The organism is Pseudomonas sp. FP2338, assembly GCF_030687515.1.
Taxonomy (GTDB): domain Bacteria; phylum Pseudomonadota; class Gammaproteobacteria; order Pseudomonadales; family Pseudomonadaceae; genus Aquipseudomonas; species Aquipseudomonas salomonii.
Genome location: NZ_CP117436.1, coordinates 635289 through 650035, shown reverse-complemented (window position 1 = coordinate 650035; position 14747 = coordinate 635289). Strand labels below are relative to the sequence as shown.

The 14747-nt window shown below is 58.9% G+C and carries 10 protein-coding genes and 2 tRNA genes; 5 read left to right on the top strand and 7 right to left on the bottom strand.

The genetic code is table 11. The annotated features are described in order from the left end of the window. Positions 1 to 210 precede the first annotated feature (210 nt). Complete coding sequence (locus tag PSH96_RS02745) at positions 211 to 4089, top strand: dermonecrotic toxin domain-containing protein (protein ID WP_305457321.1); 3879 nt, start codon at positions 211 to 213, stop codon at positions 4087 to 4089. 18 nt (positions 4090 to 4107) lie between these two features. Here PSH96_RS02745 and dnaB read toward each other — a convergent pair whose 3' ends face one another. The 7 genes from dnaB to rnr all read right to left on the bottom strand — a co-directional run bounded on the left by dnaB (position 4108) and on the right by rnr (position 11405). Continuing rightward, positions 4108 to 5505 (bottom strand): replicative DNA helicase, encoded by a 1398-nt coding sequence (dnaB, locus tag PSH96_RS02740; protein ID WP_017138451.1) that lies wholly within the window; start codon positions 5503 to 5505, stop codon positions 4108 to 4110. Positions 5506 to 5615: 110 nt separating this feature from the next. Then, the gene (gene rplI, locus PSH96_RS02735; protein ID WP_003171376.1) at positions 5616 to 6062 is read right to left on the bottom strand and encodes a 50S ribosomal protein L9; all 447 of its coding nucleotides are present in this window, start codon (positions 6060 to 6062) and stop codon (positions 5616 to 5618) included. Positions 6063 to 6080: 18 nt separating this feature from the next. Beyond that, the gene (locus PSH96_RS02730) at positions 6081 to 6974 is read right to left on the bottom strand and encodes a hypothetical protein (RefSeq protein ID WP_056860520.1); all 894 of its coding nucleotides are present in this window, start codon (positions 6972 to 6974) and stop codon (positions 6081 to 6083) included. A gap of 36 nt (positions 6975 to 7010) precedes the next feature. After that, positions 7011 to 7241 carry a 30S ribosomal protein S18 gene (gene rpsR / locus PSH96_RS02725; protein WP_002551829.1) on the bottom strand — a complete coding sequence of 77 codons (231 nt, stop codon included), beginning with the start codon at positions 7239 to 7241 and terminating at the stop codon, positions 7011 to 7013. Between the two features lie 28 nt (positions 7242 to 7269). Beyond that, positions 7270 to 7692 carry a 30S ribosomal protein S6 gene (gene rpsF / locus PSH96_RS02720; protein ID WP_003217491.1) on the bottom strand — a complete coding sequence of 141 codons (423 nt, stop codon included), beginning with the start codon at positions 7690 to 7692 and terminating at the stop codon, positions 7270 to 7272. Between the two features lie 324 nt (positions 7693 to 8016). Further along, entirely contained in the window at positions 8017 to 8772 is a 756-nt protein-coding gene (gene rlmB, locus PSH96_RS02715; protein ID WP_058422435.1) for a 23S rRNA (guanosine(2251)-2'-O)-methyltransferase RlmB, read from the bottom strand. Then, positions 8769 to 11405, bottom strand: a complete 2637-nt coding sequence (rnr, locus tag PSH96_RS02710) for a ribonuclease R (RefSeq protein WP_305457317.1) — start codon at positions 11403 to 11405, stop codon at positions 8769 to 8771. The genes rlmB and rnr overlap by 4 nt, the downstream gene beginning before the upstream one ends. Positions 11406 to 11629: 224 nt before the next feature. Between rnr and PSH96_RS02705 the strand changes: the two genes are divergently transcribed. From PSH96_RS02705 to PSH96_RS02690, 4 genes are all read left to right on the top strand, one after another. Next, positions 11630 to 11716: transfer RNA gene (locus tag PSH96_RS02705), tRNA-Leu, on the top strand. Between the two features lie 153 nt (positions 11717 to 11869). Further along, positions 11870 to 11956: transfer RNA gene (locus PSH96_RS02700), tRNA-Leu, on the top strand. A gap of 144 nt (positions 11957 to 12100) precedes the next feature. Beyond that, a complete protein-coding gene (locus PSH96_RS02695; RefSeq protein ID WP_305457315.1) occupies positions 12101 to 13126 on the top strand; it encodes an extracellular solute-binding protein in 1026 nt (341 codons plus the stop codon). Beyond that, complete coding sequence (locus PSH96_RS02690; protein WP_305457313.1) at positions 13126 to 14679, top strand: iron ABC transporter permease; 1554 nt, start codon at positions 13126 to 13128, stop codon at positions 14677 to 14679. Before PSH96_RS02695 ends, PSH96_RS02690 begins: the two co-directional genes overlap by 1 nt. The last annotated feature ends 68 nt before the right edge of the window (positions 14680 to 14747 follow it).

The window sequence follows — 14747 nt, the reverse complement described above, 5'->3', positions numbered from 1 at the left end:
CCCCCTTCAGGGGCTATTGCGTTAGGCCATCGTCAAAAAAACCATGGGTAGGCTGGGGATGATCAACCCCACCCCAAGGCTCGATCAATGCCCACACAGCTTACTCAACCGCTTGACCTCCCACTCCAAATATCAGCATCTCCCCTGACGCCCCATCAAGGTTTTATAAAAGACCAACTGCCCGCCTGGTTGAGCCAGGCCCCCGCGTCAGTGCGCGCAGATTTTCGCAGCAGCCTGATCAGCGCCAATCACTCCCGGCACGATCTCAAGGCATTGCTGGATAAAGTACAAAGCCCTGAAACCTTTGCACGCCCACGACTGCACGAGCACCTTCAATCCTGGTTTTTTGGCTTTATAGAAGACGAGAACGCCATTCTGTCCCGAGAATGGAACAATCATCACCTGCTGGGTCTGATCAAGAATCACGCCAAAACCACCCGCCAAACGCTGCTGGAAGCCGCCCTGCAAAATTTCGAAGCCTCAGAAGCGGAGGCGGGTGGAATGGAAGCTGGCACCGCCATTTTCAATGTCACAAAGTTCGGCGAGGTGCCAAGTACCATTTGCGCGGCATCGTTCGCCCGCTTCTGCCGTAAATTGGACCTGGGCGGCCAATACCTGAAACACATCAGCAACGTGCTTGAACCCACGACGGGCACTCCCAGGGGGAGTGCTGCCGACCAGGTCCTCAGAGTTTTCAGGGCTCAGGCGCAGCACGCCTTCGGTGTCGCGCTGCACATTGCCTATATGCGTAAACAGGTAACGCCCCGGCAGCATTTGCAATTGCACAGCCTCCAGCGCTCGGGAAACCACATGGCGATAACCTACAGCCATCTGACCCTGAATAACGTGGTACTCCCCAATGTGCTGGTGATCAAGGCGTCGAGCATCGGTATCCCGTTCATGCTCTACACACCCGAGGACCCGAGCGAACCCTTTCGTCAGCACACGTCCATGGATGACCTTCAGCAGCGCCTGGCAGAGCGCCTGCTGAACCCCGCTTACCAAGCCTTCTTCAAGCCCCTTGTGCCGCTGCAACATCAAGGCAACCTGTTGAATGCGATCCCGGCTCACATGGGCGAGCCCAGCGTAATAATGAATCCAATAACCTATCCCGCCAGCCTGGAGGCAACGGTCAGCCTGACCACGATTAGGAGAGACCTGTTTAAGGCCATTGCCCGCCAACGCATCACCCAGATCAAGAACGATGCACGCACTGTTGCCGTCCCCACCGCCGACGCGGACCTGATGAGCCGACAGAAACGCCTGCAGGGCTACCTCGATCTGGGCAAGTCCGTACTGTTTTTCGCCGCGTCCTTTATTCCAATCGTGGGACAAGTCATGTTGGTAGTCACCGCAGTCCAGGTGCTCAACACAGTATATGAAGGGTTTGCGGCCTGGAGCCGCGGCGACAGCGATGAAGCACTGAATGACTTGCTCGATCTGGTGGACACCGCCGCGATGGCAGTCGCCACCGCGGGGGTCACCCGCACTGTCGGCTTCGGGGCCAGACTGGTGAAGGTCCGGGTACGTAACAAGGGCTGGCGACTGTGGAGCGCCGACCTCAAACCCTACCGTCACCCCGATCCATTGCCTGACCATCTAGTGGCCGACAGCCAGGGCTTGTACAAGCACGGCCAACAACACTATCTGAAACTGGATGATCATCCCCATGCCGTCCGACGCTCCCCCGATGGCCAACAATGGGAACTTTCACATCCCAACGTACAAGACGCTTACTCCCCCGCCCTGCTGAGTAATGGCGTAGGCGGCTGGCGTCAGGCCCATGAAGCCCCCGGAGACTGGGACGACCTTAAACTGATCAAGCGCTTGGGGCCTGACGCGGCCAATATCACCCAACCCAAGGTAGAACCGATCCTATTGCTCAGCGGCGCGGACAAGGCCGGCCTGCGCGAAGTCCACCAGGACATGCTGCGCCCTCCTCCCTTGTTGCGTGACACGGTCAAGCATTTCAACCTGGATCAGGAAATCAATGATTTCAACCTTGAGCGCGCCGAAGGCACATCGGTGACGGCACACTCGCCGAACATCCAGTTTCACCTGCTCACGTCACTCCCCGAATGGCCCACCCACTCCGTATTGAAGATTGTCGGCGAGCAACAACAGACAGTGATGAGCCACGGTACGGGCCCTGTTGAAATCAACATCAATGAAGCGCGATTCAGAAAGGGTGAGCTGCTGCATGCCGTGGAGGAGCAGATGCCGCAGACTGAATTCAACAAACTGCTGCTCGACTGGTATCCCGAGTACTTCACCAAGGTCGAGAACGTGGCTATGCGTTTGGAACAACAAGCGAAGGAGCAAAAACAACGGCTGCTGTCCTCGTTGACCGCACCCGGCGAAGCCGCCGTCACCCCCACCGAAACCGACATTCGAGCGCTGATGCCGCAGCTCTCAAAAAGCCATCTGGAGGAAATGGAATTCACCCTATCCCCAGCAGAACAGCGAAGCCTCCAACAACATAAAAGCCTTACGCCCTTGTCGCGCTGGGAAGCCGAACAATACGATGCGGCCGCCCAGACATCCCGCGCTCAGTCAGGGGTTTTTCTCGATTCGATGAGTGGCCGTGACAACGTGCCTCTGACGCTGTGCAGCCTGGAGCGGCTGCCCGGCTGGCCGAGTTCGCGCAGGATCGAGGTGTACGACGGCAGTCGGGAAGGCACGCTACTGGGTAGCATAGGCCCCGCAGATGCCAGGGTTACCCATACCTTGGTCCGCCAGGGCGAGTTGTACACGCGCCTGGATGCCAAAGGCCAACCTTCGAGTTCACTCAACGGCCTTCCTGAGACGCTTGAGCAAACGCTGTCAGAACCCGAGCGCACAGCACTCTTGGAGCGTTCGGGAGCCGACTCCCTTAAACAAGCCATCCAACAATCCAGCGTCTCCCATACAGCCACCCCACCTGCCATTCGAGCCATGGAACCCCTGGGTGCAGGATCAAACGCCGCCGGCCAGCCACTGGACCCGTTGTTCGCCGAAATGGGCACTCCGGCCGGGCTAACCTTACGCGAGGACGGCATCTATCAAGCACCACCGCTGTCCGATGGCAGCTATCGGTACTACGTCCAGGACAATGGCAACTACTTCCGAATCAAAAACGGTGCCCTTGGCTGGCAATTGATCGATGCACGCAGCCCCTTCAGACCCTACCGACCCTATCTGAGCAGAGCGCAGGGAGGTCGATGGGAAATCGATCCAACCAAAGGCCCCCTGCCGGGAGGCATGGAGGCCTCTCAGGTACCTCTGCTGATCAACATGGAGTCAACGGATGAGTTCGAATCGGCACAATCTTCCAGTGACTATGAGTCGGCCGAAGAGGGCGCAGTGCTCGAGAACTTCACATCTGCGGAAGCCGAGCGCATGCGCACTGAGCGAGGCTACCAAAGTAGCGATCGCAACTCTCGACGCATCTATGATCGTGCCAACAATGGCCGATATCCGTTGCGCGACTTTAAGGGGCATCCCATGCGCATCAGGAGCCTGCAAACCCGCGCCAAATCGCTCACCACAAATGCAACATTCAGCAGCGACCTAGTGAAACCCTACATTCAGTGGGAAGGTTACGAACGTGTGGCGCGGCTCTACGAGGACAAACTCGAAATAACCCAATTCACCTCTGCCCATCAAAAATCTCCAGAGGAATCGGTACTGATCGGCCAAAACACCGTCATCGCTAGAAAGCCCATTAAAAAAGGCGAAGCCCTCGGTGTTTATGGCGGAGAGTTGGCTACCAGCTCATTGGCCGGTTATCGAAGGGATCCTTACTTGTTGGATATCCGCTCAGCTCGCTCCGACCCCTCCTGGCCACCCCTCTCCGGAGATAACATCCTTTCCAGGATAAACACGATTTTCGAATACGAAGCAGGGCAACCGGTCAAACAGGCCGCAACGGGATATAACGTAGATGTTGCAAAGTTCAGGGTTGAGGTCCAGGTCGGTAACGAGCCTCGGACGCCAGTAGGATTACGGGCATTTTTTGCCAGTGAAGACATTCCCGCCGGCACCGAACTGCGTTGGAACTACCAATACAATGATGCCACGATCAACGCGCTATTTGGCCCGCTACCTTGAGCAAAAACTTGAGGCCGATCACTCATCGTCGTCGAAGTTGTAACTGCCCGGCGCCAGGTTCTCGAAGCGCGTGTATTTGCCGATAAACGCCAGGCGGATAAAGCCGATTGGCCCGTTCCGCTGCTTGCCGATGATGATTTCGGCAATGCCTTTGTGTTCCGTCTCGGGGTGATACACCTCGTCGCGGTACACGAACATGATCACGTCGGCATCCTGCTCGATCGCTCCGGATTCCCGCAAGTCGGAGTTCACCGGGCGTTTGTTCGGGCGTTGCTCGAGGGAACGGTTGAGCTGGGACAGCGCCACCACCGGGCAGTTGAATTCCTTGGCCAGGGCTTTGAGCGACCGGGAGATTTCGGAAATCTCGTTGGTACGGTTGTCGCCGCTGGAGCCTGGGATCTGCATCAGCTGCAGGTAGTCGATCATGATCAGGGCGATGTCGCCGTGCTCACGCACCAGCCTGCGGGTACGTGCACGCATCTCCGATGGGCTGATACCGGCGGTGTCATCGATAAACAGCTTGCGGTCGTTGAGCAGGTTGACCGCCGACGTCAGGCGCGGCCAATCGTCGTCTTCCAGGCGGCCGGCGCGCACCTTGGTCTGGTCGATACGGCCGAGCGACGACAGCATACGCATGATCAGCGATTCGCCTGGCATCTCCAGCGAGTAAACCAGTACGGCTTTGTCGCTGCGCAACACGGCGTTTTCCACCAGGTTCATCGCAAAGGTGGTTTTACCCATGGACGGACGGCCGGCGACGATGATCAAGTCGGACGGCTGCAGGCCGCTGGTCTTCTCGTCGAGGTCGGTATAGCCGGTGGAAATACCGGTGATGGCGTTGTCGGTGTTGAACAAGGTATCGATACGGTCGATGGCCTTGGTCAACAGGTCGTTGACGCTGACCGGGCCGCCGGTCTTCGGGCGGGCCTCGGCGATCTGGAAGATCTGGCGTTCAGCCTCGTCGAGAATCTCGGCGGCAGTACGGCCTTCAGGATTGAAGGCGCTGTCGGCGATTTCGGTGCTGATACCGATCAATTGGCGCAGGGTGGCGCGCTCGCGAACGATCTGCGCATAGGCCTTGATGTTGGCGACGGATGGCGTGTTTTTCGCCAGCTCACCCAGGTAGCCCAGGCCGCCAACTTGGGAGGTCTGGCCTTCCTTGTCCAGTTGTTCGGCCAGGGTCACCACGTCGATCGGCGAGTTCTGGTCGGCCAGTTTGGCGATGGCGCGGAAGATCAGGCGGTGGTCATGGCGATAGAAATCACCGTCCGAGACTTGATCCAGCACGCGTTCCCAGGCGTTGTTGTCCAGCATCAAGCCACCGAGCACGGCCTGTTCGGCCTCGATGGAATGCGGCGGCACCTTCAGGGCAGCGGTTTGCAGATCGTATTGCTCAGGAGCTGAAATATCGTTCATGGCCACTTGGAATTAGGGGTGTGTAAAAAAACAAAAGGCACGACCTGTAAACAGGATCGTGCCCGATGTTAACCGCCTGGCACGCGAGGTGCCAGTCAGTTAGGTGTTGCTTAAGCTGCTACCACTACAACGCGTACGGTGGCTTCAACTTCGGCGTGCAGGTGCACGGCTACGTCGAATTCGCCTACGTTGCGGATGGTGCCGTTCGGCAGACGAACTTCGCTCTTCTGCACTTCAACGCCGGAGGCGGTCAGTGCATCAGCGATGTCGTGGGTGCCGATCGAACCGAACAGCTTGCCTTCGTCACCGGCGGTGGCAGTGATAGTCACTTCCAGCTCAGCCAGTTGGGCAGCGCGAGTTTCGGCCGAAGCTTTTTTGTCTGCTGCGGCTTTTTCCAGCTCAGCACGACGCTCTTCAAACGCAGCCAGGTTGGCAGCGGTTGCAGCGGTGGCTTTGCCGTATGGCAGCAGGTAGTTACGACCGTAACCGGCCTTAACGTTCACTTTGTCGCCCAGGTTGCCCAGGTTGGCGACTTTTTCCAGAAGGATCAGTTGCATGTGAAAATCCTCTAACTTTTAACCTTCACCGTTCGCGTTATCGGCGTCTTTCGACGCCAGACGACCGCGAAAATCAATCAGGCCGTCGACAATGGCAAAAACCACGAGTAACGGATAGATCAGCTGCATAAACAGCAACATCGTGACGTACAACCCCACCAGCCAGAACTTGGCCAGGCGCTTTCGCGCTACCAGCCCATGCATCAGGGCCAGCCCGGCAAACACCAGCGGTACGCTGCAAATCGGCGCCAGCAAGGCCATCTGTGGGCCGAAGTTCGGCCCGACAACCATGCACGCCAGCAGCAACATCGCCGGCCCCGCTGGGATTCTGATACTGCGAAATTCGCGACCAAAACCACCCGGGTTGTACAACAACGCTTGCCAATAACGCCCAACAATCAGGCTCAGCACGCTGACGACCTGCAACAATGCCGCAATCAGGCCGGTCAGGACCGGGGCAATCAGTGACGCAAACCGCGCTCGCTCATCTACCGACAATTGCTGGTAGAGATCCCCGAGGGCCATCGGCAGGATCTTGACGATCTCTTGCGACAGCGCTTCGATTTGCGGGCGGAAAGCCGCGCCAAGCATCACTGAATACACCAACCCCAATGCCACGCTGACCAGCAGCGTGCGGACCCAGGACTCACTTGCGCGTAAAACCAACGCAAGGCTCGATGACCCCAGCAGTACCAGAAGTACCCGTGGATCACCGAATTGAAGCCACCAGATCAAGGCCGGCAACAATCCCAGGGCAAGAACGCCAAGGGCGTCCTTCAAACCGCGCCGCAGGAGCACAAGGCAACCTGCAGCAGCACCCAACCAATAAAGCAGCGGCAATGCCGCACATCCGGCCACTACCAGAGTGGCCTGCACGCGACCGCGCATGATGAACTCAGCTAAGGCGCGCATGCATTCAATCCCTTACTACTTGTCGACTGCCCGGTCTCAGCGGCCGTGGCTGTCGGTGTAGGCCAGCAGGGCCAGGAAGCGGGCGCGCTTGATAGCGGTGGCCAGCTGACGCTGATAACGTGCTTTGGTACCGGTGATACGGCTTGGAACGATTTTGCCGGTCTCGGATACGTAGGCTTTCAGAGTGTTGAGATCTTTGTAATCGATCTCTTTCACGTCTTCAGCGGTGAAGCGGCAGAATTTACGACGACGGAAGAAACGTGCCATTTGATAGGCTCCTTAAAAGGTCCGTGGATTACTCGTCAGCGTTATCGCTGTTGTCGCTGTCATCACTATCAGCGCTTTCAGCGCCTTCGTGCTCAGGACGGTCGCGACGCTCACGGCGCTCACTGCGGTTTTCTTCAGCCTTGAGCATCTCGGATTGGCCGGTAACGGCTTCTTCGCGACGGATGACCAGGTTACGGATCACTGCATCGTTGTAGCGGAAGTTGTCTTCCAGCTCGGCCAGGGCCTTGCCAGTGCACTCAACGTTCAGCATCACGTAGTGAGCCTTGTGAACATTGTTGATTGCGTAGGCCAGTTGACGACGGCCCCAATCTTCCAGACGGTGGATTTTGCCGCCGTCTTCTTCGATCAGCTTGGTGTAACGCTCAACCATGCCGCCGACTTGCTCGCTTTGATCCGGGTGGACCAAAAAGATGATTTCGTAATGACGCATGAATGCTCCTTACGGGTTGTAGCCTGCCGCTCAAAAACGGTCAGACAAGGAGTGAATGACACTTATGGATCTTGCCGCAGGGAGGCACATAGGTGCCTGCCAGGAAGGCAAGGGGCGCAATTGTAGAGAAGGGGGAGAAACGGCGCAAGGTGATTGGTGATTATTTGAACAATCTTCCAAACACTTCAAAAAAAGTGGGAGCGGCTTATGTGTGAGCCGGGCTTGCCCGCGATGCAGGCACCTCGGTCTTTCAGCGAGACCGAGGTGATGCTATCGCAGGCAAGCCAGCGCCCACACAAGCCCGCCCCCCCACATTTGACCCGGTTACTTCTTGCTCTTGGCCTTGACGCCACGCTGGCGCTGGGCTTCGAACAGGCACACGCCGGTGGCAACCGACACGTTGAGGCTGCTGACGCTACCGGCCATCGGCAGTTTCACCAGGTAATCGCAGTGCTCGCGGGTCAGGCGGCGCATGCCTTTGCCTTCGGCCCCCATGATCAGGATGGTCGGGCCGGTGAGGTCCTGGTCATAAATGCTGACCTCGGCCTCGCCCGCCGTGCCCACAACCCACAGGCCGCGCTGCTGGAGTTTCTCCAGAGTGCGCGCCAGGTTGGTCACGGCCACCAGCGGAATCACTTCCGCCGCGCCGCACGCAACTTTACGCACGACCGGCGTCAGGGTTGCCGACTTGTCTTTAGGCACGATCACCGCCAGCGCACCGGCAGCATCGGCCGAACGCAGGCAAGCGCCGAGGTTGTGCGGGTCGGTCACGCCGTCCAGCACCAGCAACAGCGGTGCGCCTTCGGTACGGTCGAGCAGCTCGTCGAGCATCGCTTCGCCCCACACCTGGCTCGGGCTTACGTCCGCAACCACGCCCTGGTGAACGCCTTCAACCCACACGTCCATCTCACGGCGCTCGGCCTGGCCGATAGCAACCTTGTTTTGCGTGGCCAGTTCGACCAGCGCTTGCACGCGCGGCTCGCTGCGGCCTTCGGCCAACCACACCTGCTTGACGCGTTTAGGGTGATGACGCAGCAGTGCTTCTACGGCGTGCACGCCGTAGATTTTTTCCAGACTCATGACTTGGCCTTAGGTTTGCGCGACCCGCCGCTCTTCGCGGGGGCCGAGCCCGCTTTAGGCGGGCCTTTACGGTGTTTACTCGGTTTGCTCGACGGCTTTTCCGCCCCGTGGGACTTTCCCCCAGACGCCGCTTTACCACCGCTTTTGGCTTCGCTGAGCAACTGCTGCTTCAACTCACGGCTCTTGCGCACTTCGGCGTTTTTCGCCGCAGCATCGCTCGGGCGGTAGGCCTCGGGGGCCTTTTCCTTGGTGGACGAACGACGACCGGCCTTGGCTGGCGCAGGCTCGGCGGCAGCTGCTTTCGCAGGCGCGCCCTTGCCTTTGCTGGCGGATGCAGCAGGTTCGCTGCCACGCTTTTTACGGCCAGCCGGCGTTTCGGTCGGCTTGTCGGGCATGCCGAAGTCGATCTTGCGCTCGTCGAGGTCGACGCGCATGACCTGCACTTCCACGGTGTCGCCCAAGCGGAAGCTGCGACCGGTGCGCTCGCCCGCCAGGCGGTGATGCACAGGGTCAAAGTGGTAGTAGTCACCCGGCAGCGCGGTGACGTGCACCAGGCCTTCGACGTAGATGTCGGTCAGCTCGACGAACAGGCCGAAACCCGTCACGGCGGTGATCACACCAGGGAACGACTCGCCCACGCGGTCTTTCATGAACTCGCACTTGAGCCAGTTCACTACGTCACGGGTGGCTTCGTCGGCGCGGCGCTCGCTCATCGAGCACTGTTCGCCCAGCTGTTCCAGGGCCGCTTCGTCGTACGGATAGATCCGTGCCTTCGGAATGGTCATGGCACCGGCGCGCTTGACGTGCGGGGTGTTCTGCTTGGAGTGGATCACACTGCGAATCGCCCGGTGCGTGAGCAGGTCCGGGTAACGACGAATCGGCGAAGTGAAGTGGGTGTACGCCTCGTAATTCAGGCCGAAGTGGCCTTGGTTATCAGCGCTGTACACCGCCTGGCTCAGGGAGCGCAGCATCACGGTCTGGATCACGTGGTAATCCGGACGGTCCTTGATGCTTGCCAGCAACGCCTGGTAATCCTTCGGCGTCGGGCCGTCCTTGCCTTTGTGCAGGGACAGGCCGAGCTCGCCGAGGAAGGCGCGCAGTTTTTCCAGGCGCTCCGGTGGCGGGCCGTCATGCACGCGGTACAGGGCAGGAATTTCGTGCTTTTTCAGGAATTCCGCGGTGGCCACGTTGGCCGCCAGCATGCATTCCTCGATCAGCTTGTGCGCATCGTTACGCGTCGTCGGCGTAATGGCCGCGATCTTGCGCTCGGAGCCGAACACAATCCGGGTTTCCTGGGTTTCAAAGTCGATGGCGCCACGTACATGACGTGCGCCCAGCAACACCTTATACAGCGCATAAAGCTGCTTGAGGTGCGGTACGACGTCGGCGTATTCGCCACGCAAAGCCTTGGCTTCGCTGGTCTTCGGTGCTTCCAGGATGGTGCTGACCTTGTTGTAGGTCAGGCGCGCCTGGGAGTGGATCACCGCTTCGTAGAACTGGTAGTCGGTCATTTCGCCGGTTTTGGAGATGGTCATCTCGCACACCATGGCCAACCGGTCGACTTTAGGGTTCAGGGAGCACAGGCCGTTGGACAGCTGCTCAGGCAGCATCGGGATCACGCGCTCAGGGAAGTACACGGAGTTGCCGCGCACCTGGGCTTCGTTGTCCAGGGCCGAACCGATCTTCACGTAGCTGGACACGTCGGCAATCGCGACGAACAACTTCCAGCCGCCGGAGAACAGGCGCAGCTTGCCAGGCTTGGCTTCGCAATAGACCGCATCGTCGAAGTCGCGGGCATCTTCGCCGTCGATAGTGACGAACGGCAGATGGCGCAGGTCGATGCGTTTTTCTTTGTCTTTATCTTCCACTTCCGGCTTGAGCTTGGCGGCTTCCTTGAGCACAGCCTCGGGCCAGACGTGAGGGATATCGTAGGTGCGCAGCGCAACGTCGATTTCCATGCCCGGCGCCATGTAGTTGCCGACCACTTCAACAATATCGCCCTGTGGCTGGAAGCGCGCCGTTGGCCAATGGGTGATTTTCACCTCGACGAACTGGCCAACCTTGGCGGCGCCATTGCGGCCCGGGGTGATCAGCACTTCCTGCTGGACCTTCGGGTTATCCGGCACCACAAAGCCGATGCCGCCTTCTTCGAAGTAACGACCAACGATGGACTCGTGGGCACGGGACACCACTTCGACGATCACGCCTTCACGGCGACCACGACGGTCCAGACCGGAAACGCGCGCCAGGGCACGGTCGCCGTCGAATACCAGGCGCATTTGCGCCGGGCTCATGAACAGGTCGTCACTGCCGTCATCCGGGATCAGGAAGCCGAAGCCATCCCGATGGCCGGCGATGCGGCCCAGGATCAAGTCCAGCTTATCCACAGGCGCATAGGTGCCACGACGGGTGTAGATCAGTTGAGCATCGCGCTCCATGGCACGCAAACGGCGGCGCAGGGCTTCGAGCTGGTCTTCGGTGGTCAGACCGAACTCTTCAACCAGCTGCTCGCGGCTAGCAGGCGAACCACGATCGGCGAGATGCGCCAGGATCAGTTCGCGGCTAGGAATAGGGTTTTCATATTTTTCCGCTTCACGAGCGGCCTCGGGATCGAGGGACTGCCAATCGGCCATTAGAGAGTTTTCACCTTGTCTATATGCGGGTTAGTTTGGCATACGCGTATTGAAACGGGAAATTTCAGGTGTCGACAAGTGTTTAAAAGGCCTTTGCCGCCCTCGGAAAGCACCTTGCATGACCATTGGCGAAATTTTCCAGGCTTTTTTCATGGCAGGGCTTTACAGCTCAAAAGCGTCTCCGTATAGTGCGCGCCATCGACGACGGCAACGTTGTTGATGTTGCCCAGGTGGTGAAATTGGTAGACACGCCAGCTTCAGGTGCTGGTGATCGCAAGGTCGTGGAAGTTCGAGTCTTCTCCTGGGCACCAAATTCAGATCAAACCCGCGAAAGCGGGTTTTTTCGTTTCAGACCTTTGATTTTTAACAAGAATATCGATTTATATTTTTGATATCAGGGGTTTACAGATTTAAAAGCGCTCCGTATAGTTCGCTCCATCAACGGCGCAAGCGTTGTTGATAATGCCCAGGTGGTGAAATTGGTAGACACGCCAGCTTCAGGTGCTGGTGATCGCAAGGTCGTGGAAGTTCGAGTCTTCTCCTGGGCACCAAATTCAGATCAAACCCGCGAAAGCGGGTTTTTTCGTTTCCGGGGTTTGAAAACTTCCCCAAGGATTCTCCCCTCGTCCGCACTTGAGAAGTTTTATCGTTTATCCTTGCAATGATTTGTTGCATACAAGCGAGGAACACTTCGGATGATGATCCGCGATAACCGTCTCAAGACATCCCTTCTACGTGGCCTGACCCTCACCCTGCTCGGCTTGACCCTACTCTCGCCCACCGCCTACTCCGCCGACAAGGTTTCCCTGACCCTGTACAACGGCCAGCACAAAGAAGTCGGCGATGAACTCGCCAAGGCCTTCGAAGCCAAGACCGGCATTCACGTCAACGTGCGCAAAGGCAGCAGCAACCAGCTCGCCAGCCAGGTCGTGGAAGAAGGCGAGCGCTCCCCTGCCGATGTGATCTACACCGAAGAGTCGCCGCCGCTGAACAAACTCGGCGAGCAAGGCCTGCTGGCCAAAATTGATGCGCGCACGCTGGACGTGTTGCCCAAGGATTACGTCGGCAGCAACGGTGACTGGATGGGCGTAACCGCTCGCACCCGCGTCGTGGCCTTCAACCCCAAACTGATCGCCGAAAAAGACCTGCCCAAATCGGTGCTCGATTTCGCCGGCCCCGAGTGGCAAGGCAAAGTCGGCTTTGTGCCCACCAGCGGCGCATTCCAGGAGCAAGCGGTAGCAATCATCAAGCTGCACGGGCGCGAAGCGGCTGAAGAATGGCTGACCGGCCTGCGCGCCTTCGGCAAGGTTTACAGCAACAACATGGTCGCCCTCAAAGCCGTGGAAAACGGCGAAGTCGCCACCGTGCTGGTGAACAACTACTACTGGTTCGCCCTGAAAAAAGAAAAAACCAACCTGGATTCGCAACTGCACTACTTCACTGATGGCGACGCCGGTGGCCTGATCACCGTGTCTTCCGCTGCCGCGCTGAAATCCAGCAAACATCCCAAAGAAGCTCAGCAGTTGCTCGCCTTCATGGCCAGTGAAGAAGGCCAGCGTGTGATCACCAACACCTCGGCTGAATACCCGCTGCGCAAAGGCATGCAATCCAATCGTGGCCTCAAGCCGTTCAGCGAGCTGCAGCCGCCGAAAGTCACCCCGGCCGACCTTGGCAATGCCGAAGAAGCCCTGGACCTGGAACGTGACGTTGGCTTGAACTGATGAACCCATCGCTTTCCGCCGCCGGGTTCATACCCCGGCGCAAACGCCCGTCGATCTGGCTGCTGCTGCCCGTGCTGTTTCTGGTGGGCTTGAGCCTGCTGCCACTGGTGTATGTCGGCACCAAGGCCTGGCAGGCGGGCTGGGCGGAGGCGGTGCACCTGCTGTGGCGGCCGTATGTATTCGGACTGCTGCGCAACACCCTGGCGTTGATGGTTGGGGTGACGGTGGCGTGCGGCGTAATCGGCCTGTCACTGGCGTGGCTACTGGAGCGTAGCAACCTGCCGGGGCGACGCATCTGGGGCGTGATCCTGTGCCTGCCGTTCGCAGTGCCTGCGTTTGTCAGCAGCTTCACCTGGGTCTCGCTGAGCGCCAACTTCGAGGGCCTGGGCGGGGCAATCCTGGTGATGACCCTGTCCAAGTACCCGCTGGTGTTTCTGCCGGTGGCGGCGACATTGCGCAATCTTGATCCATCCCTTGAAGAGTCGGCCCGCACGCTGGGACTGAATCGCTGGGGCGTATTTTTTCGAATCACACTGCCGCTGCTCTGGCCTTCGCTGCTGGCCGGAGCGCTGCTGATCGCGCTGCATATGCTGGTGGAATTCGGCGCACTGTCGATCATCGGCCTGCAAACCTTTACCACCGCGATCTACCAACAGTTCGAACTGGAATTCAGCAACGCCAATGCCGCGATGCTCTCGGCCGTGCTGCTGGTGATGTGCCTGACGCTGCTGTGGCTGGAGTTGCGGGTGCGCGGCAAGGGCCGGCATGTGCGCATCGGCCAGGGCGCGGCGCGGCATGCTGAACAGGTCAAGCTGGGCAAATGGTCGACCGTGGGTCAGCTGTATTGCCTGGCGCTGGCGGTCATCGGTAGCGGCATTCCGTTGGGGATGCTCGCTTATTGGCTGGCGGTGGGTTCATCGGCGGCATTCCCGGTGGCCGAAATTGGCGAGGCATTGATGTCTTCGCTGGCATTGTCCTTGGGCGGCGCTGCGCTTTGTCTGGTATTGGCCGTGCCGGTCGGCCTGCTGGTGGTGCGCTACAAAGGCCAGCTGGCGATCTGGGCTGAGCGCCTGCCTTATCTGCTGCATGCCCTGCCAGGGCTGGTGATAGCGCTGACGCTGGTGTATTTCGCGCTGCACTACGTGCCCGCGCTGTATCAGACCTCGGCGCTGCTGCTGATTGCTTATGCGCTGTTGTTTCTGCCGCTTGCTCAAGCGCCGATTCGAACCGCACTGAACAAAGCTGCGCCGCAACTGGAAGAAGCTGCACGCACGCTGGGCGCCTCGTCATTCAGCGCGTTTTGCCGGGTGACCTTGCCGATTATTTTTCCGGCATTGGGGGCGGCGTTTGCGTTGGTGTTTCTGGATGCAATGAAGGAATTGACGGCGACCTTGCTGCTCAGCCCCACAGGGTTGAATACCCTGGCGACTGCCGTGTGGGCGCATACCTCGAATGTGGAGTTTGCGGCGGCGGCGCCGTATGCGGCGTTGTTGATTCTGGTGTCGGGGTTGCCGGTGTATTTACTGACTACCCGGATGTATTTGAGCCGCTAAGACCGCTATCGCAGGCAAGCCAGCTCCCACATTCGATTGCATTCCAAAGTTGGAACTCGCTCAAATGT

Coding starts and splice junctions, on each gene's coding strand:
- dnaB (WP_017138451.1), bottom strand. CDS start 5,505: ATGAACGATATTTCAGCTCCTGAGCAATACGATCTGCAAACCGCTGCC.
- rplI (WP_003171376.1), bottom strand. CDS start 6,062: ATGCAACTGATCCTTCTGGAAAAAGTCGCCAACCTGGGCAACCTGGGC.
- PSH96_RS02730 (WP_056860520.1), bottom strand. CDS start 6,974: ATGCGCGCCTTAGCTGAGTTCATCATGCGCGGTCGCGTGCAGGCCACT.
- rpsR (WP_002551829.1), bottom strand. CDS start 7,241: ATGGCACGTTTCTTCCGTCGTCGTAAATTCTGCCGCTTCACCGCTGAA.
- rpsF (WP_003217491.1), bottom strand. CDS start 7,692: ATGCGTCATTACGAAATCATCTTTTTGGTCCACCCGGATCAAAGCGAG.
- rlmB (WP_058422435.1), bottom strand. CDS start 8,772: ATGAGTCTGGAAAAAATCTACGGCGTGCACGCCGTAGAAGCACTGCTG.
- rnr (WP_305457317.1), bottom strand. CDS start 11,405: ATGGCCGATTGGCAGTCCCTCGATCCCGAGGCCGCTCGTGAAGCGGAA.
- PSH96_RS02695 (WP_305457315.1), top strand. CDS start 12,101: ATGATGATCCGCGATAACCGTCTCAAGACATCCCTTCTACGTGGCCTG.
- PSH96_RS02690 (WP_305457313.1), top strand. CDS start 13,126: ATGAACCCATCGCTTTCCGCCGCCGGGTTCATACCCCGGCGCAAACGC.